This window comes from Albirhodobacter sp. R86504, assembly GCF_042466415.1.
GTDB lineage: Bacteria > Pseudomonadota > Alphaproteobacteria > Rhodobacterales > Rhodobacteraceae > Albirhodobacter.
On record NZ_JAXHCH010000001.1, the window covers coordinates 2501 to 19988 of the forward strand.

General features: G+C 57.7%; 11 protein-coding genes, 1 tRNA gene, 2 rRNA genes and 3 pseudogenes. 6 read left to right on the plus strand and 11 right to left on the minus strand.

The window, feature by feature from the left end; translation table 11 throughout:
* Window positions 1-99 precede the first annotated feature (99 nt).
* The 3 genes from SJY32_RS00020 (at window position 100) to SJY32_RS00030 (ending at window position 3302) form a co-directional block, all read left to right on the plus strand.
* A 23S ribosomal RNA gene (locus SJY32_RS00020) occupies window positions 100-2934 on the plus strand.
* Window positions 2935-3016: 82 nt separating this feature from the next.
* Window positions 3017-3131, plus strand: a 5S ribosomal RNA gene (rrf, locus tag SJY32_RS00025).
* Window positions 3132-3225: 94 nt separating this feature from the next.
* Window positions 3226-3302: transfer RNA gene (locus tag SJY32_RS00030), tRNA-Met, on the plus strand.
* Here SJY32_RS00030 and SJY32_RS00035 read toward each other — a convergent pair.
* A complete protein-coding gene (locus SJY32_RS00035) occupies window positions 3259-4935 on the minus strand; it encodes a recombinase family protein (RefSeq protein ID WP_376871008.1) in 1677 nt (558 codons plus the stop codon). The two genes, SJY32_RS00030 and SJY32_RS00035, sit on opposite strands and share 44 nt — an antisense overlap.
* A 655-nt stretch (window positions 4936-5590) precedes the next feature.
* Window positions 5591-6709, minus strand: a complete 1119-nt coding sequence (locus SJY32_RS00040) for an AAA family ATPase (protein ID WP_376870175.1) — start codon at window positions 6707-6709, stop codon at window positions 5591-5593.
* An 89-nt stretch (window positions 6710-6798) separates the two neighbouring features.
* Between SJY32_RS00040 and SJY32_RS00045 the strand changes: the two are divergent.
* Window positions 6799-8150, plus strand: a pseudogene (locus tag SJY32_RS00045) (IS3 family transposase).
* Window positions 8151-8235: 85 nt separating this feature from the next.
* A pseudogene (locus SJY32_RS00050) lies at window positions 8236-9018 on the plus strand (DUF3644 domain-containing protein); the annotation flags it as partial.
* Between the two features lie 290 nt (window positions 9019-9308).
* Here SJY32_RS00050 and SJY32_RS00055 read toward each other — a convergent pair.
* Window positions 9309-10534 (minus strand): annotated as a pseudogene (locus SJY32_RS00055) (IS3 family transposase).
* Window positions 10535-10612: 78 nt separating this feature from the next.
* Here SJY32_RS00055 and SJY32_RS00060 point away from each other — a divergent pair.
* The gene (locus tag SJY32_RS00060; protein WP_376870176.1) at window positions 10613-10843 is read left to right on the plus strand and encodes a LysR substrate-binding domain-containing protein; all 231 of its coding nucleotides are present in this window, start codon (window positions 10613-10615) and stop codon (window positions 10841-10843) included.
* Window positions 10844-10889: 46 nt separating this feature from the next.
* On the opposite strand, the gene SJY32_RS00065 is transcribed toward SJY32_RS00060, so the two are convergent.
* The 8 genes from SJY32_RS00065 to SJY32_RS00100 all read right to left on the minus strand — a co-directional run bounded on the left by SJY32_RS00065 (window position 10890) and on the right by SJY32_RS00100 (window position 17439).
* Window positions 10890-11306: a DUF983 domain-containing protein gene (locus SJY32_RS00065; protein WP_376870178.1), complete on the minus strand. Its 417-nt coding sequence runs from the start codon at window positions 11304-11306 to the stop codon at window positions 10890-10892.
* A 123-nt stretch (window positions 11307-11429) separates the two neighbouring features.
* Window positions 11430-12251, minus strand: coding sequence for a Pnap_2097 family protein (locus SJY32_RS00070; RefSeq protein WP_376870180.1), 822 nt, complete (start codon window positions 12249-12251; stop codon window positions 11430-11432).
* Window positions 12248-13519: an MSMEG_0569 family flavin-dependent oxidoreductase gene (locus SJY32_RS00075; protein WP_376870182.1), complete on the minus strand. Its 1272-nt coding sequence runs from the start codon at window positions 13517-13519 to the stop codon at window positions 12248-12250. Before SJY32_RS00075 ends, SJY32_RS00070 begins: the two co-directional genes overlap by 4 nt.
* Window positions 13520-13530: 11 nt before the next feature.
* The gene (locus tag SJY32_RS00080; protein WP_376870183.1) at window positions 13531-13818 is read right to left on the minus strand and encodes an MSMEG_0570 family nitrogen starvation response protein; all 288 of its coding nucleotides are present in this window, start codon (window positions 13816-13818) and stop codon (window positions 13531-13533) included.
* On the minus strand, window positions 13811-14785 hold the full coding sequence (locus tag SJY32_RS00085) for a sll0787 family AIR synthase-like protein (protein WP_376870184.1): 975 nt from the start codon (window positions 14783-14785) through the stop codon (window positions 13811-13813). Before SJY32_RS00085 ends, SJY32_RS00080 begins: the two co-directional genes overlap by 8 nt.
* The gene (locus SJY32_RS00090) at window positions 14782-15327 is read right to left on the minus strand and encodes an MSMEG_0567/Sll0786 family nitrogen starvation N-acetyltransferase (RefSeq protein ID WP_376870185.1); all 546 of its coding nucleotides are present in this window, start codon (window positions 15325-15327) and stop codon (window positions 14782-14784) included. The genes SJY32_RS00085 and SJY32_RS00090 overlap by 4 nt, the downstream gene beginning before the upstream one ends.
* Window positions 15327-16427 (minus strand): MSMEG_0568 family radical SAM protein, encoded by a 1101-nt coding sequence (locus SJY32_RS00095; protein ID WP_376870186.1) that lies wholly within the window; start codon window positions 16425-16427, stop codon window positions 15327-15329. The genes SJY32_RS00090 and SJY32_RS00095 overlap by 1 nt, the downstream gene beginning before the upstream one ends.
* Window positions 16420-17439, minus strand: coding sequence for a Nit6803 family nitrilase (locus SJY32_RS00100; RefSeq protein WP_376870187.1), 1020 nt, complete (start codon window positions 17437-17439; stop codon window positions 16420-16422). Before SJY32_RS00100 ends, SJY32_RS00095 begins: the two co-directional genes overlap by 8 nt.
* Window positions 17440-17488: the final 49 nt, after the last annotated feature.

Here is a 17488-nt window from a genome sequence, read left to right on the forward strand (position 1 = left end):
TTGACGTTCATAGCCTTGCATGGGCTATGTCCAATAATCGACTGATGCGGGTAGTATACATTGTTTTTGACCGGAGGGAGTTTAACTTCTTCTGGATCAAATCAAGCGCGAGAAGGGCGTTTGGTGGATGCCTAGGCAGTAAGAGGCGATGAAAGACGTGGTACTCTGCGATAAGCCATGGGGAGCTGAGAACAAGCTTTGATCCATGGATCTCTGAATGGGGAAACCCACCTGACAGTTCGATATAATTACCTCGGTAGTTTATATCTTGCTGAAACAGGTACTTATTACCTGAATACATAGGGTTTTAAGAGCGAACCCGGGGAACTGAAACATCTAAGTACCCGGAGGAAAGGAAATCAACAGATACTCCCCTAGTAGTGGCGAGCGAACGGGGACCAGCCGAGCCAAGACAGTGACTAGAATGATCTGGAAAGATCAGCCATAGCGGGTGACAGCCCCGTATAGGAAGCTCAATTGGACGTATTAAGTAGGGCGGGACACGTGAAATCCTGTCTGAAGATCGGGGGACCACCCTCGAAGGCTAAGTACTCCTTACTGACCGATAGTGAACCAGTACCGTGAGGGAAAGGTGAAAAGCACCCCGACGAGGGGAGTGAAACAGTTTCTGAAACCGGACGCCTACAAGCAGTCGGAGCTTCCTTGAGAAGTGACGGCGTACCTTTTGTATAATGGGTCAACGACTTGGTCTATCGAGCAAGCTTAAGCCGTTAGGTGTAGGCGCAGCGAAAGCGAGTCTTAAAAGGGCGAATGAGTTCGATGGATCAGACCCGAAACCAAGTGATCTAGCCATGTGCAGGATGAAGGTAAGGTAACACTTACTGGAGGTCCGAACCGACACCCGTTGAAAAGGGTCCGGATGACGTGTGGCTAGGGGTGAAAGGCCAATCAAACTTGGAGATAGCTGGTTCTCCGCGAAAGCTATTTAGGTAGCGCCTCGGACGAATACCATGGGGGGTAGAGCACTGGATGGATGATGGGGGCCCACAGCCTTACTGAGTCTAACCAAACTCCGAATACCCATGAGTACTATCCGGGAGACACACGGCGGGTGCTAACGTCCGTCGTGAAGAGGGAAACAACCCTGACCAACAGCTAAGGCCCCCAATTCGTGGCTAAGTGGGAAAGCAGGTGGGACGACCAAAACAACCAGGAGGTTGGCTTAGAAGCAGCCATCCTTTAAAGATAGCGTAACAGCTCACTGGTCTAGATAAGTTGTCCTGCGGCGAAGATGTAACGGGGCTCAAGCCACGAGCCGAAGCTTTGGATGTGTACCGCAAGGTGCACGTGGTAGCGGAGCGTTCTGTGATATAGAACGCTGCCTCTTTGCTTCCTTCGGGAAGTTTGGAGGCAATGTTCTGACTGTGAAGCCGGCCTGTGAGGGATCCGGTGGAGTGATCAGAAGTGAGAATGTTGACATGAGTAGCGACAAAGAGGGTGAGAGACCCTCTCGCCGAAAGTCCAAGGGTTCCTGCTTAAAGCTAATCTGAGCAGGGTAAGCCGGCCCCTAAGGCGAGGCCGAAAGGCGTAGTCGATGGGAACCAGGTTAATATTCCTGGGCCAGGAGATGGTGACGGATCCCGAGTGTAGTTCCTCCTTATCGGATTGGAGGGGCTGCTTAGGGGTTCCTGGAAATAGCCCTCCGCAAGACCGTACCCTAAACCGACACAGGTGGACAGGTAGAGTATACCAAGGCGCTTGAGAGAACCACGTTTAAGGAACTCGGCAAAATGCCTCCGTAAGTTCGCGAGAAGGAGGCCCTATTCGGACGCAAGTCTGGGTAGGGGGCACAAACTAGGGGGTGGCGACTGTTTACTTAAAACACAGGGCTGTGCGAAGCCGTAAGGCGACGTATACAGTCTGACGCCTGCCCGGTGCTGGAAGGTTAAAAGGAGGGGTGCAAGCTCTGAATTGAAGCCCCAGTAAACGGCGGCCGTAACTATAACGGTCCTAAGGTAGCGAAATTCCTTGTCGGGTAAGTTCCGACCTGCACGAATGGCGTAACGATCTCCCCGCTGTCTCAAACGTGGACTCAGCGAAATTGAACTGTGTGTCAAGATGCACACTACCCGCGGTTAGACGGAAAGACCCCATGCACCTTTACTATAGCTTCGCACTGGCATCAGGATTGTGATGTGCAGGATAGGTGGTAGGCTTTGAAGCAGAAACGCCAGTTTCTGTGGAGCCTCCCTTGAGATACCACCCTTCGCACTCTTGATGTCTAACCGCGGTCCGTTATCCGGATCCGGGACCCTGCGTGGTGGGTAGTTTGACTGGGGCGGTCGCCTCCCAAAGAGTAACGGAGGCGCGCGAAGGTAGGCTCAGAGCGGTCGGAAATCGCTCGTTGAGTGCAATGGCAGAAGCCTGCCTGACTGCAAGTCTGACAAGACGAGCAGAGACGAAAGTCGGTCATAGTGATCCGGTGGTCCCGAGTGGAAGGGCCATCGCTCAACGGATAAAAGGTACGCTGGGGATAACAGGCTGATGATGCCCAAGAGTCCATATCGACGGCATCGTTTGGCACCTCGATGTCGGCTCATCTCATCCTGGGGCTGGAGCAGGTCCCAAGGGTACGGCTGTTCGCCGTTTAAAGAGGTACGTGAGCTGGGTTTAGAACGTCGTGAGACAGTTCGGTCCCTATCTGCCGTGGGTGTAGGATACTTGAGAAGAGTTGCCCCTAGTACGAGAGGACCGGGGTGAACGGACCACTGGTGGACCAGTTATCGTGCCAACGGTAGTGCTGGGTAGCTATGTCCGGACAGGATAACCGCTGAAGGCATCTAAGCGGGAAGCCCCCTTCAAAACTAGGTATCCCTTGAGGGCCGTGGAAGACCACCACGTCGATAGGCCAGAGATGTAAGTGCAGCAATGCATTCAGTTGACTGGTACTAATTGCCCGATAGGCTTGATTTGATCCAGTAGAAGATAAACTCTACGATCAACAAGTATACACAATAAACGTCAGTGACTTGACTTGGACATGGTTCTTTCTCGGTTTGGTGGTCATAGCGCGAGCAAAACACCCGGCTCCATTCCGAACCCGGCAGTTAAGTGCCGTCGCGCCAATGGTACTGCGTCTTAAGACGTGGGAGAGTAGGTCACCGCCAAACCTAGTAAGAACCAAGATATTCTCTCAAACGATACTCAAAAAACCCCAAAAGCTTAACCGCCCAAGGGGCTAACGTGCAACAAATCGCACACCGTCGCGGGATGGAGCAGCCCGGTAGCTCGTCAGGCTCATAACCTGAAGGTCGTAGGTTCAAATCCTACTCCCGCAACCAACACTAATTCATCAACACATTCAACGGCTTGAGTTTTATCGCTCAGGCCTTTTTGCGTTTTGGACCCCAAACTCAACAAAAGCAGCGCCGCCAAAGCGCCCTCCAGATGGATGCTCAGCTTGCCCCCCTCAGGCGGCGGCGTGAGCACAATCCGGTCAATCAACCCCCGCAACGCTTCCTTGGCCTCCAGCATGCCTTCGGGCTGTTGCAGCTGTTCAATGAGCAAACCCACCTGGTCACGATAGGTCTCCGCCATCTTCGGGTGAATTCTGATAGCGGAGGGGGCGGGTTCGCGCGATAGCTGCGCTTCCAACTCGATCCTGCGCGCGTCCAAGGCATTCATCCGGTCTTTGACTTGATCGGCGGGGACACCGGCAAGGATCGCATCGATCAGTTTGGAATGGTCCCGCTTGGTGGCGGAAAGCTCCTTCTCTAAGCTTCCCTGGTTTTGCGTGGCTTCCGCCTGCAGCCGGTTCCGCTCCTTCGCGTATTCCTCGCAGAAAATCGTCAGAGCCTCTTTATCCATCAGATTGTTTTGCAGGGCATCCAGCACGCGCCGTTCGAGTTCGGCTTGACCAATGGTCGCCATGTTGCTGCACACCGCTTTGCCTTTGTTGCGCGCGGTTGAGCAACCAAATTGGCTTTGCGACACTTTGGCAAAGCCGCCACCACATGCGCCGCAGGTCATCAGCCCCGAAAACAACGTCTTTGGCCTGCGCCGGTCCCAGACCGGTGTATCTGTGTTCTTAACCTTCATCGCCCCCTGACGGTTGCGCACCGCATTCCACAGATCTTCATCAATGATCCGCAGCTCGGGCACCTCCGTGATAACCCAGTCCGCTTCGGGATTGAGCCTTGAGATACGCTTGCCGGTCTCGGGGTCTTTGACATAAGTGAGCCGGTTCCAGACCTGGCGGCCGATATAAAGCTCGTTGTTGAGGATGCCGGTGCCACGTTCACGGTTGCCATGCAAGGTAGATGCGCCCCAGGTCTGTCCCGACGGGCCGGGGAGGACTTCGGCGTTGAGGGTCTCGGCAATCTTTTTGGGCGAAAGCCCGGCCGCATAGTCCTTGAAAATACGACGCACCACAGCAGCCTCAACGGGATTGATCTTGCGGTCCCCTCTGATTGGCTCACCACTCGCGTCGTAACGGATGACATTCTGATAGCCGTAGGCTTTGCCACCCGCCGATTTGCCTGCCAGCGCGCGCCCTTTGAGGCCGCGGTGGGTTTTGATCGCGAGGTCCTTGAGGAACAGCGAGTTCATCGTGCCCTTCAGGCCAATGTGCATCTCCGAGATGACACCCTCACTGACGGTCTCGATCACAACGTCGCGGAACTGCAGCTTCTGGTAGATCGACGCGATATCGGCCTGGTTGCGCGAAAGCCGGTCGAGGCCTTCGGAGAGCACCACATCAAACGCGCTCATTTGCGCATCCCGCAGCAGCTTTTGGATCCCGCTGCGCATCAGGCTCGCGCCGGAAATCGCTTTGTCAGAATAGACATCAACCACCTCCAGCCCCTGACGCGCCGCATGTTCGCGGCAGGAACGGATCTGGTCCTCAATCGACGCATCCCGCTGCATGTCGGTCGAAAAGCGGGCATAGATAACGGAGCGCAAAGGCTGGGTCATGGAACGATCCGTTGCTTTAAATGTAGATTTACTTGTTAGAATGGCGTGGGTCGGAGGTTTTGCCTAGGGCTGTTTCATGATCAACGCGAGCGGCCTCGCGCGCTAACGCTCTGATTAGGGCGAGAAAGTCTTCGCGGTGCTGGGCCGTTGTGGGATCGGCAGACAGGATGACAGGCACGTCGACAGGTGGCGCGCTTGGCACCTCCTTGTCGCACGCATGTCCTTTCCGGTCCCGTGCCACTGGCCGAGTTCTCCTGCCCGTTCCGGCGCAAGGCTGGACGGTCTATGTTGGTGTATTTAGGGGCCGGTATTAGTCCGGTTGTCTGCGCAGATATATACAGCATAAGAGACCTCTTCTTTTAGCAAGAACCTTGATAAATCGGGCGTTTAGGCGCTGAATATGTGGATAAGCCGCATACGAAATTCTTTGGTCAATTCTTCTGACACGGACATGAAGCAAAATAATTACTATAAAAAATCACTGATTTTAGAGTTCCAGAAAGGTCCGTATTTTCTGCCCAAGAAAGGATTCGTGTGATTCGCTGGAACACCCGCCTTGGCTCGATTTTTCTCATAGGCACAGATTTTGAGGTTCATGCATGAGGTGGCCCGAACGGCCTGATGCCTACGCTTTGCTGGGGGGCGTTGAGGTCCCTCATCGTGCGACCTCTTCTGCATATGTTGTGGCAGTCTCTTGGGCCTTGCTTTGTCCCACCTTGCGCAGAAATGGTTCAATCTCTGCGGCGGGCATTGACCGTTTTTGCACAAGCTCATCCGCCAAAGCCTCAAGAACAGCTCGATGCTTTGTGAGGATCGCCGCCGCATGTCGCTCGGCGCACACCAACCTGTGACGCACGCGGTCGCGGATCGCCGGTGTGGTGAGCAGAGCCTCGTTCGGCTTTGACTGCCAGAGCAGCCCCTCGTATCCCAGACCATAGGTCGTCTCGATATCAAGCGCATAGCGGGTCGCTTTGGCGAGGTCCGAAGTCTCTGGCCCACCCGATCCGGCAGAAACTTCGCCAAAGATAAGGTGTTCGGCGGCGCGGCCAGCCAATGAATAGGCCATTTCGGCTTCAATGTCGGCGAGGAGGCCCTGGTGAGCGATAGGTTGGCGCAAGATGGCGCCCCCGTCGGCCGTTATCTGAATGCTATCAATTCGTCCCAGTTGCAGCGCCGTGCCCATGATCGCGTGGCCAGCTTCATGCACCGCGATGCGCCAGAGAAGTGGGGCGTTTTCGCCCGATGGGTCGATGTTGAGGTGCTCCCGCAGCATCGCGATGTTGAGCGCCTTGCGACTGTGGCGCGCATCTGATCTGGCCGCGCGGATCGCGGCGTCGAGTTCTGCCGCGCTATGTCCAACAGCCAGCGGCGCGAGGCTGCCCAACTCGCTATCGGCGATATCTTCAACGAGATGATGGCGCAAAATGGCGAGGATGGCATCAGCATCGGGCAGCGGCACCTTGATTTTGATGTCCATCCGACCGGCGCGCAAAATGGCAGGGTCCATACGGTCTGGATGGTTGCAGGTGCCAACCACGATCACGCCTTCCTCGCGTGAGATGGCGTCGAGCTCAGCCAAGAACGTGGAGATGACTTGGGTTCTGTAATTCGAGGCGTGACGATCGGCATCACTGCGCGATCCGACAGCGTCGATTTCGTCGATGATCAGCAGGCAGGGCGCGCGCCTGCGGGCCTCGGCAAAGCTGGCGCGCATTTCGCGCAGCATATCGCCAAGATGGCCCGCAGATTGCCACTCGCCAAAGCCGCCGGTCACAGTATGTCTGACGTCAGCACCCGTGGGACAGATTTGAGGATTTGAATAACGGAGGATTTCTGGTTCATCTTATCGATTAGGAGATCGAGATGACGAAGAAGCCCCAGACATCAAAAGACGCCGCCGACAAGGTGGTTAAGAACATCCGCCGCAAGACGCGGCAAACCTATTCAGCTGAAGAGAAAATCCGCATCGTCTTGGCGGGCCTGCGTGGCGAGGAAAGCATCTCGGTGCTATGCCGTCGCGAGGGGATTGCCGAGAGCCTGTATTACAGCTGATCGAAGGAATTTCTGGAAGCTGGCAAGCGCCGGTTATCTGGTGATACGGCACGACAGGCTACGTCGCCTGAGGTAAAGGATTTGCGTTCTGAGTCCCTGGCCCTCAAAGAGTGCGTTGCGGATCTGACGCTCGAGAACCGTCTGCTTAAAAAAAGCATGACAGGAAGTGGGGGATACGAGGAATGAGGTATCCTGCATCGGAGAAACTGGAAATCATTCGCACTGTTGAGGGATCGCATTTGCCGGTCAAACAAACCCTCGACATGCTGGGCATCCCGCGCACGACATTCTATCGATGGTATGATCTCTATATTGACGGCGGCCTGGATGGACTGGCTGACAGATCCCCACGTCCAGGATCGGTCTGGAACCGCATCCCTGATGCCCGTCGTGATGACCTGATCGAGTTTGCGCTGGAACATGAGGCGCTGACCACACGGGAACTGGCGGTCAAATACACTGATGAGAAGCGGTATTTTGTTTCTGAATCATCAGCTTACCGCATTCTCAAAGCAGCGGACCTGATTACAGCACCTGACTATGTGGTCATTAAAGCGGCCGAGGAGTTCAAAGACAAAACCACGACCATCAACGAGATGTGGCAAACGGACTTCACCTACTTCAAGATCATTGGCTGGGGCTGGTATTATCTGAGCACGATCCTCGATGATTACAGCCGCTACATCATTGCGTGGAAGCTTTGCACCAACATGCGTGCTGAGGACGTGACAGACACGATCGAACTGGCGCTGACGGCGTCTGGTTGCGACCAGGCGGTTGTGCGTCACAAGCCACGCCTGCTCAGCGACAACGGTTCATGCTACATCTCCGGCGATCTGGCCAAGTGGTTGGAGGATCAAAAAATGACGCATGTTCGGGGCGCACCGTTCCACCCACAAACCCAAGGCAAAATCGAACGCTGGCACCAGACCATGAAGAACCGGGTTCTGCTGGAGAACTACTATCTGCCCGGTGACCTCGAACGCCAGATCGGGGCCTTCGTCGAATACTACAACAACCAGCGCTACCACGAGAGCCTGAACAACGTCATACCAGCCGACGTCTACTTCGGCCGCGACAAAGCCATTCTCAGAGAAAGGGAAAAAATCAAGAAAAACACAATCAAACAACGCCGCTTGCAACATCAGAAACAAGCCGCATAATCAATCACACAAACGAGCCAGAGCCTCCAATACTCAAGCCGCTCTGATGCCCCATTTTATATGACGACGGACACTCCACGCCTACTACAAGCGCGAGGGCATCCCATATGTTTACAAGGACCATAAGACCGCTCACGGCGCTGAAAGGTATTGGGACCTCACTAAATGTCTCAGCACTGGAAAGTGCCCGATTTCTGAAGGCGCCAAGATTAACCTGAAATTCTTGATCGACCTCAGGCATGAAATCGAGCATCAGTCGACCAGCCGTATCGACGACGCGATCGGTGCTGAGCTCCAGTCTTGTGCGCTCAACTTCAACGATGCGCTCAATGGCCTGTTCGGCAGGCAATTCGGTCTCGAAAAAAGGTTGCCGATCGCGCTTCAATTCGTGTCATTCGGTCCGGAGCAACGGAGTGCATTGAAGAATGCGTCGTCACTGCCTATCCACGTCTCATCTTTCATCAAAGCGTTTGAGAATGGTCTTACCGACGAGCAGGTGAAGGACCCCGCATTCCGGTTGAAAGTCGCCTTCGTGCCGATCGCCGCGAAGAAGGCAGCGGGAGCCGATGTCGCGGTTGTTACGGTCAAGCCCGGCAGTGATGAGGCTGAAAAGGTTGGGGACGTGATTTTCAAAGAGGTCAATCGCGCAAGATACATCAGGAAAGAAGTCCTAGCTTCCGTGAAGGAGGCCGGTTACCCAAAGTTTGGCCCTGGGGACCACACAGCACTCATGCAAGAGCTCGAAGCTAAGGACCCTACAAAGGGATACGGCTGCGGGGGCGACTACAAGGGCACTTGGGTCTGGTATGACCGCTGGATCGAGCGAGTCATCGAGCATTGCAAGCAGGAAGGTGATCGCTATCGGTGATTGAAAGGCGTTTGCTGTGATCTGAGTAAAGATCGTGATCAGGGTGGCGAACGAAAGGTTGTCGAGGCCTGACTTCGAATCTTCTGTTTCGCCCATCTGTGGCTTGCGCGCTACCGCTTCGACGGTGAATTTCTTGCATTGGCATACAAGCCTTTCCATCGGAACATGCGCTTTCTTTATTGCGGGAAGGAATTTGAATGTTTTCTAAACGACATGGATTTTCGAGCGCTCCACCAATTTTATTTCGGCATGATGCTGGTCTGCCCCCACCGAGTGGTCCAGTTTGAATGTTAGTGCATGGTCGGCCTCTGGTCTATCGGGACGATGCTTTTGGGCGCTGGCGGACGGTACCCTAAGGCGCTGTGAGGTCTGACGGTGTTGTAGTGACGACGCCATCTCTCGATCAGGACCTGGGCCTCGCGCAATGTGGTGAAGACCTCGCCGTTCAAAAGTTCGTCCCGGAACCGTGCGTTGAAGCTCTCGCAATAGCCGTTTTCCCATGGTGAACCCGGCGCGATGAAGGCGGTTTTCGCGCCTACAGCTCCGATCCATGCCCTCACCTTCTTGGCGATAAATTCGGCGCCATTGTCGGACCTTATGTATTCCGGCGGTCCGCGGAGAATGAACAGGTCGGTCAATGCGTCGACCACGTCTGTAGAATTCAGCTTGCGTTTGACACGGATCACCAGAGCCTCCTTCGTGAACTCCCTCTCGGCATTTGCTGCGCAAAAGCCTGCCAGGCAGCGCATCGATGATATTTAGCGTGCGGAAGATCCGCCCGTCGTGCGTCCGGTCCTGAACAAAGTCATAGGATCCCGTTGCCCGGCAGACGATGTTCACATCGTCGAGAGGGAGACATGGTTCGGACGCTCCGGCCGCAGCCGCACGCAAGAACCGTCATTCAGCCAAAGCCGACACTTCTTAGGTTGTTTTTGCGGGACTTTCAGCCCCTCCCGCCGCCAGATCCGTTCGACCCTTTTATGGTTCACATGCCAGCCGCTGTTGTTCAGCATTCCAGTGATCATGCGATACCCATAGCGTCCGAACTCTCGCGCCAGCGCGATGATGTCCTCGGTCAGCCGTTCTTCGTCGGGCAGACCGATGGGCACCTTGCGCTGGGTCGAGCGATGCTGTCCCAAGGTGCGGCAAACTCGGCGCTCTGATACGCTGAGAGTTTGCCGCACATGGTCGATACATCGACGACGGCGGGAAGGGCTTAGAAGTTTCGCTGACGCGGACCTTCGGTTCCCCGGGCGGCCTCGGTCAGGATCATCTTGTCCAGCGTCAGATCCGACACGGCGCGCCTCAGCCGGGTATTCTCGGTCTCCAACTCTTTCAGCCGTTTGAGCTGATCCCGGCTCATGCCACCATACTCTTTGCGCCATCGATAGTAGGTCGGCTGCGTCACGCCAATCTGACGCACGGCATCGGCAAGCGAGCTGCCTTGCCCCTGCAACACTTCAACCTGCCGCAGCTTCAGCACGATCTCTTCGGGCTTGTCTCTCTTTCCAGCCATCTCTAGTCCTCCTGAAATGGGATTATACTATCCCAGTTGGTGGACCACTTCAGTGGGGGCACTCCAGAGGGCGCGCTGATGGATCTGGGCGTGGCCATTGCAAACCGTCACTTTGTGCAGCATCAACTCAGGTCCGGCGCGCTGGTTGCCCCCTTCGGGGCGGGCTGTCCGACGGGGGAGAGCTATTATCTCACATGGCGCAAAGATACGACCCCGTCAGCGCCGCTCTTGAAATTTCTTGAATGGATTCGAGCGCATATCGCGGATGGATCCCCGGATAAGTCAGAAGCGCCACGGGATGATCAGTGAGGCCTCCGGCGCAGTTTCGGGCCGAGTTTGCGCGTTGAGATCTGCTCTAGGCGCCCTCTGCCGAGGCGCAGGCCGAGCGCCCGAACCCATGCATACGATTGGCCCATTGCACGGCGACAAAGGCACCTTTGACGCGTGGCAACATCCAGATTGAACTCCCGACAACAAAGAGGCCTGTGAGGGAGGCCATCATCATCGGCTCCATCCGGTAAGTTTCCCAAAAGAAGGCCAATAGGAAGCCGCCGAGGTGGCACATCAGTAGGATGACGACATAGGCCGGCCCGTCGTCGGCACTCTGCGGCGTGAGATCAAGGCCGCAGCAGGGGCATTCCGGCGCGACTTTCAGGTAGCGCGAAAACATCGCACCCTCCCCGCAGCGTGGGCATTTCATCATCATGCCGCGCTTGACCGATTGCTTCACATCACGTGGTGTTTCGGCTTCTTCGGAGATCTTCGCCTGCATGATGCGATCTTTCTTCAGGAATATCACCATGTAAATGTATGCGATATTGATCGTAAATTGAAGTTTTTTGATTGCAATCAATATGCGGCAAATTGACCCTGCCGAGACCGCGCGAGCTAACGTCTATAGGCCGCCCCGCAGCACTCTTCCGCTGGCAATCATCTGACCGTCTGCACGGCATAAGCTGGTATTCTCACCCCTGCGGTACAAATCAACACTCTCACCCGCTTCCAGATTGCCGAAGTAAAACATATCGCGCTGAAGGAGGGGCTTGGCCTCGCCGGTGGCGATCCACTCGGCCCGCTCGGCTAGCGCTGAGAAACTCGGGAAATACAACAGTCCAACGGCGTTGAAATCGAGCGATGGGCAGGGGGTCAAACGCAGATGCGCAGCGCCGTTGGCCTTCATGCTACGGGTTTGGCGGGCCTGTCTGCGCGCTTCCAAGGCGAGTAAGGCCAGCGCGGGCGGGGGGGCTGGCAAGGGCGGCATCCTGCGCGGGTGGCGGCGGGTGATGCGGTGGTTCGATCTGCTATCGTCATGGCCGACGAAGGCCGAGATCATCATCAGCTCTGCGAGGATCTGGCCGTTGAACGTCATTTTATGGGTTGATCCGAGCTGGCAGGGTCCCGCTTCGAACAGGGTCGAAGTCAACAGAGCACGCTGCCCCAAAAGCGTCTGAGCGGGCGCTGTGAGCGTGAGAGATGTCGCGCAGAAGGCGGCATAGATCTCCCGCCCCTGCGCATCGTGAAACACGGCCTTCTCCTGCCCCATGGCCTGCGCGATCAAGGCCCAATGCCGATCCCCGCCCGCGCGCAGTACCCATTGCTCGGAGAGGCCGGAGGGCCCGAGCTGCATCATGCCCAAGGGGAACTCCTGCGCAGTCTGCGGTGCCGCAGGGCGATCGAGCCGTTGCGCGAAGGGGCGAGACGAGGCGAAAGCCGTCATTGAGCAACCGCCTCCAGCCGTTGATCGTGAAGCTGTAATTCGATCGCGTCGGCGAGATAACGGGCGTCCTCCTCAATCCCGAGGAACCGCCCCGAGCCCCAAGTGTTCAGCCAGCCAAGGCCGATGAAGTGGAAGCCTTGCACGGCTGTCACGCCGCGATCAAACTGCGGTTTCCCGCGTTCGTCGAAAACATCGACATGGATCCAACCGTAATCGGGGCGGAACCCGATCGACCAGATGATCGAGGTGATCCCGAGGGCCGCGGCGTCGATCTCGGTGATTTCCGTTTCCGGTTCCCACAGCTTGACGAAGGGCGGCTCAAGCGGCGCGTCGATCCCTTCACGGGCGATATAGGCGTCGATCTGATCGCGGATACCGACATAGCTTCGATCAGAATCGTCGAGGTTTTTCGTGAGGTCCGGCAGGAAGCGAATGATGCTGCCCGCCATTCCGGCAACCGATCCGTAGAGCGATACACCATCTTTGGCCTTAAAGCGCCGTAGGTCGATTTCCTTGCCGCCGTCACGCCCCGACATATAGTGGTTGGTCTGGGTCATCGCTTTCACCGGATCGGGATGTTTGTCGATGGTGATCGAGTAATGGCCCATATCATAGAGCCAGTCCGTCGCATCGCGCCCGCGGTATTTGCGCGGGCTGCGCGGGGCGGGGCCGACGGCCAGATGCACATCGCGGCCCGCGCGGACCAGATCCTCCATGATCTGCACCCCCGATTGCCCCGTCCCGATCACCAAAGTTGCACTCTCTGGCACTTGCGACGGGCGGCGGTAGTCAACCGAATGGATCTGTGCGATGGCCGGATCAAGATCCGCGGCATAGGCTGGCATGATCGGATTGTCATAGCCCCCTGTTGCGATCACCACCTGATCGCAGGTCCAAGAGCCAATCGATGTGTCGACCTCATAACCGCCATTCAGCTGCGGCCCGACACGCGTCACGGTTACATTTTCATGTAGCGGCGGCTCGAAGCTCTCTGCGAAGGCATCAAGATACTCAGTAATCTCCTCCTTCAGCATGAAGCCGTTGGGATCATTGCCCGCATAGGGGAAATCGGGCAGGCGGCATTGCCAATTGGGGGTGACAAGGCAGAAAGTATCCCACCGGTTTTCGCGCCATGAGTGGAACTTTGCGTGGCGTTCGAACACGATATGTTCGATGCCTTTCTGCCTGAGGCAATAGCTGACCGAAAGGCCCGCTTGCCCGCCGCCGACGATCACCACGGGGATATGCGGAATGGGATGCTGTTTCATCGGGGTCTCTTTCACTGCGAGATGTTAAGGCAGGTGACGGTTGCGTCGTCCTGCCCGTCGAAGGTGGCGGCGCGGACTTCGATCTGGTCGAGCTGCGCCATCGCGCTGGAGCAGGCAAAGCCGTATTTGGCCTCGACGCGGTTCGAGGCGCGCACGAGGGCGATGCGGGTACGGTGGAGGAAGTCCTTCATCGGGTAGCTCGTGCCCGCGCTCAGTAATTCGCCAATAACGCTGGAGGGGGAATAACAGCGCTCCTCAAATCCATCGGGCCAGCGCAGGGTGAAATGGGTTTCAGGCATAGGATTTCTCCTTTTGGACAAGGCCGAGATAGGGTGTAGTTCTCGGATCCCAGAAAGTTGCGCGCTGCGCATCGGAGCGCAGCGTGACGGCGCTGTCATGCGTCACCTCGCCGATGATATCTGCACGCAGATCGCGGGCGTGGAACTGCGCGCACAGGCCATCGGCCTGCGCAGGCGTGGCCGTGAACAAAAAGCCAAAGCTGGGGAAGCTCCGTAGCCAGCGCTCGAGCGGGACGCCCTGCGGCGGCGCGATCCGGTCGAGGTCAATCTCGATCCCCGCGCCGGAGCATTCGGCCAGCATGAGGGCCGTGCCGATGATCCCGCCTTGGCTGATATCCTTGCCCGCGCGCACCAGACCCGCTTCTGAAAGCGCGGGTAATAAGGCTAGGTCGCCGCGCAGGCGATCATGGGGCGCGTCTAGGGCGGCGCAGAAATTGTCGAAATTGCGATAGGCTCCGCGAGGGTCATAGGCGGCGATCAGCCTCTCGCCGGGGCGGGCTGTGAAGCTGCTGATAAGGGTCTTGGCCCGTCCCATGACGGAGACAGCGAGGGAGAGTTCACGCGCCGCGAAATTGGTGTGGCCGCCGACCAGCGGCACCCCGTAAGCATTGGCCGCAGCGCGCAACCCCGCCAAGAGCGGCGCGGCGGTCTTCGCATCGGGCGCCCAGATTTGATCGATCAGCGCGACTGCCCGTCCGCCCATCGCCGCGATGTCGGAGAGGTTGACCATCACCCCGCACCAGCCTGCAAACCATGGATCATCCTGCACAAACGCCGGAATGAACCCCTCTCCGGCCAAGAGATCGTAGCCGTCCGCGCGGGGCAGGACGGCTGCATCATCTCCGGGGTGGCCGAGGCTATCTCCGCACAGTCCGAGCGCCACCGCCGCTTGCCCAATGGCGAGCTTCGAGCGCAGGCTCGGATGGGTGCGCAGGGCTTTGGCGAGGGCCTCAAGATCCAGCGTCATGCCGCCCTCCCGCGCCGTGTGGGGTGATACCAGCCCGCAGGCGCGTCGGTCAGCGGGGGATAATAGCCAAGGTCCGCTTGCATCTTCACATGTTTGACGCCGCGCAGCGTGACTTCTTCCAACGAGCGCCAGTGAAGCCGCCGGAACAAGACTTCGTTCTGCGCCTGAACATGGGCCAGAAACCTATCGCAGCCTTGGCTTTGTGCGGTGCGCACTGCGAGGCGGATCAACTCCGCCCCGAGACGCCCGACCTGTCGGAAGTCTCGGTCCACCGCGAGGCGCGAGCCCCACCAGAGCCGTGGCTCCGGCTGGTGAATGCGCACGGTTCCCACCACGGCATCAGCTTCATGCGCATAGGTAGAGAGAGCGACGAGCGGGGTCGCGATCCGGTCGATCTCGTCGCGGTCGGTTCCCTCAAAAATCTTCTGTTCTTCGACAAAGACACGGCGCCGTAGATCTGCCGCGCCAAACGCTTCCCACGGTGTTGTCGCATGGCGGATGTAATATCCGGGGCAGTGAAACTGTTGCTGGATATGTTCCATCACACCCCCTTGAGTTTCTCGAAGGTCGAGAGGGCCGAGCAGGCGCCGCATTTGCCGCAGCCGGCTTTGATATCCTCCGATTTCATGCCTGCCCGCACGATCATCTGCCCCAACGGGCGCAGGATTTCGGCCATCATCGCCGAGCTCGGCGCGGGGTGGCTTTCCAGCGGCGTGCCAGAGATCGGCACGAAGGGCACGACGAAGGGATAGACCCCCATGCCGCAGAGCTTTTCGGACATGTTCAGAATGGTTTCGGGCGTATCGCCTAAGCCTGCGAGGATATAGGTCGAGACTTGGCCATGCCCGAAGACCTTTACCGCGGCTTCGAAGCTGGAGAAGTATTTTGCCAGCGGCACCGAGGCTTTGCCGGGCATGATCCGTTCGCGGACCTCCTGTGTGACGGCCTCCAAGTGCATCCCAAGGCTGTCCACGCCTGCAGCAAACATCCGTTGATGCCAGATATCCTCCTCAGGCGGTTCACATTGTGCTTGGATCGGCAGGTTGACTGCGGCTTTGATGGCGCGGGCGCTCTCCGCCAGAACCGCTGCCCCGCGATCTGGGCCGCGCGGGGTGCCTGTGGTTAGCACCATATGCTTGATGCCATCGAGCTCCACCGCCGCTTTTGCAACCTCGGCCAGTTGTGCGGGCGTTTTATGCGCAATCGTGCGTCCTGCTGCGAGGCTTTGACCAATCGAGCAGAACTGGCAGGTTTTCTTGCGGCTTTCATAGCGGATGCAGGTTTGCAGCACCGTTGTCGCGAGCACATCCCGTGCATGGAGCGTGGCGATTTGATTGTAGGGGATTCCGTCCGTGGTGCTCAAATCGTAGAACCGCGGGCGCAGCGGAAACCGCACTTTCGCAACCTCCTCGCCATCGCGCAGAACGCGGGCGCGGCCATCTGGGTCGGGAGCCTCAATCAGGAACGGGCTCTCGAAGGCGGGCGCGGTATGCACCGGAACCATGACGGTGGTGTCGCCTATCGTGACGGCCTTATGGTCCGAAGGGCCTGCGCCACCGCGACGGGCTTCATGGCCTGCGCGCGGATCGACGAGGCGCATGCCTTTGGTCTGCAGGTCATTGATGAGGGATTGCTCATGCATCTTCGTTCTCCTCAAAAGGCGCTTTCGCGGCGCTTTGTGCGGGGGCGGGCACCGGAGAATCCGCCGGAAAATCGGGTGGGAAATGCATCGCGGCGCGCGGGGTGGCGGGACGCGTGTCATGGATCAGATGCAGCAATTCAGGGCGCGCATAATGGCCAACGCTGTCCATCATCCGCTTGCGCTTGGTGATCAGCTTCATGTCGAGATCGGCGAGGAGGATGCCTTCGCCTTCGGTCAAGGGCGGGGCGAGATGGCGTCCTTCGGGGGAGATGATGCAGGTCATACACCCGCCCCGCAGCCCTTTTTGCAGCAACGGGTCGGGGTGGATCTCCGTAATCTGCGACTCGGTCAGCCAGCCTGTGGCATTGACGACAAAGCAGCCAGCCTCCAGCGCATGATGGCGCATCGTCACCTCGATCTGTTCGGCAAAGATCGGCCCGACGAGGCTGCCGGGGAAATGGGCGGCGTGGATTTCTTCGTGCTGGGTCATCAGTGCGTAGCGTGCGAGCGGGTTGTAATGCTCCCAACAGGCCAGCGCGCCGACACGACCCACTTTGGTTTGAACAACTTTGAGCCCCGCGCCATCGCCTTGCCCCCAGACCATCCGCTCATGGTAGGTGGGCGTGATCTTGCGGCGCTTTAGTGCGAGGCTGCCATCGGCATCGAAAATCAGTTGGGTGTTATAAAGGGAGCCGTTATCGCGCTCGTTGATACCCAGCACCACAACCACACCGCGTTTGCGCGCGCATTCGGCAACGGCGCGGGTTTCGGGGGAGGGGACAGTGACCGCTTCTTTATACAGTTCCAGATGTGGTGCGCCCTGTTGCACGGGCGGCAAAACGAAGGAGAAATAGGGGTAGTAGGGGACGAATGTCTCTGGGAAGACGATGAATTCCGCCCCTTTATCCGCAGCCTCGGCGATGGCGTTGAGCACCCGCTCGATCGTGCCCGCGCGGCTGCTTAGGTCAGGCGCGATTTGGACGGCGGCGGCGCGGATGGTGTCAGTGCGCATGGATATCTCCGAGGCTTCATTGGGGGAGGGCATGGGGGCCGGAAGCACC

What these genes read in the sequence shown, in the direction of transcription:
- SJY32_RS00035 (WP_376871008.1), bottom strand. Translation starts at nt 4,935, where the DNA reads ATGACCCAGCCTTTGCGCTCCGTTATCTATGCCCGCTTTTCGACCGAC.
- SJY32_RS00060 (WP_376870176.1), top strand. Translation starts at nt 10,613, where the DNA reads ATGGATCTGGGCGTGGCCATTGCAAACCGTCACTTTGTGCAGCATCAA.
- SJY32_RS00065 (WP_376870178.1), bottom strand. Translation starts at nt 11,306, where the DNA reads ATGCAGGCGAAGATCTCCGAAGAAGCCGAAACACCACGTGATGTGAAG.
- SJY32_RS00070 (WP_376870180.1), bottom strand. Translation starts at nt 12,251, where the DNA reads ATGACGGCTTTCGCCTCGTCTCGCCCCTTCGCGCAACGGCTCGATCGC.
- SJY32_RS00075 (WP_376870182.1), bottom strand. Translation starts at nt 13,519, where the DNA reads ATGAAACAGCATCCCATTCCGCATATCCCCGTGGTGATCGTCGGCGGC.
- SJY32_RS00080 (WP_376870183.1), bottom strand. Translation starts at nt 13,818, where the DNA reads ATGCCTGAAACCCATTTCACCCTGCGCTGGCCCGATGGATTTGAGGAG.
- SJY32_RS00085 (WP_376870184.1), bottom strand. Translation starts at nt 14,785, where the DNA reads ATGACGCTGGATCTTGAGGCCCTCGCCAAAGCCCTGCGCACCCATCCG.
- SJY32_RS00090 (WP_376870185.1), bottom strand. Translation starts at nt 15,327, where the DNA reads ATGGAACATATCCAGCAACAGTTTCACTGCCCCGGATATTACATCCGC.
- SJY32_RS00095 (WP_376870186.1), bottom strand. Translation starts at nt 16,427, where the DNA reads ATGCATGAGCAATCCCTCATCAATGACCTGCAGACCAAAGGCATGCGC.
- SJY32_RS00100 (WP_376870187.1), bottom strand. Translation starts at nt 17,439, where the DNA reads ATGCGCACTGACACCATCCGCGCCGCCGCCGTCCAAATCGCGCCTGAC.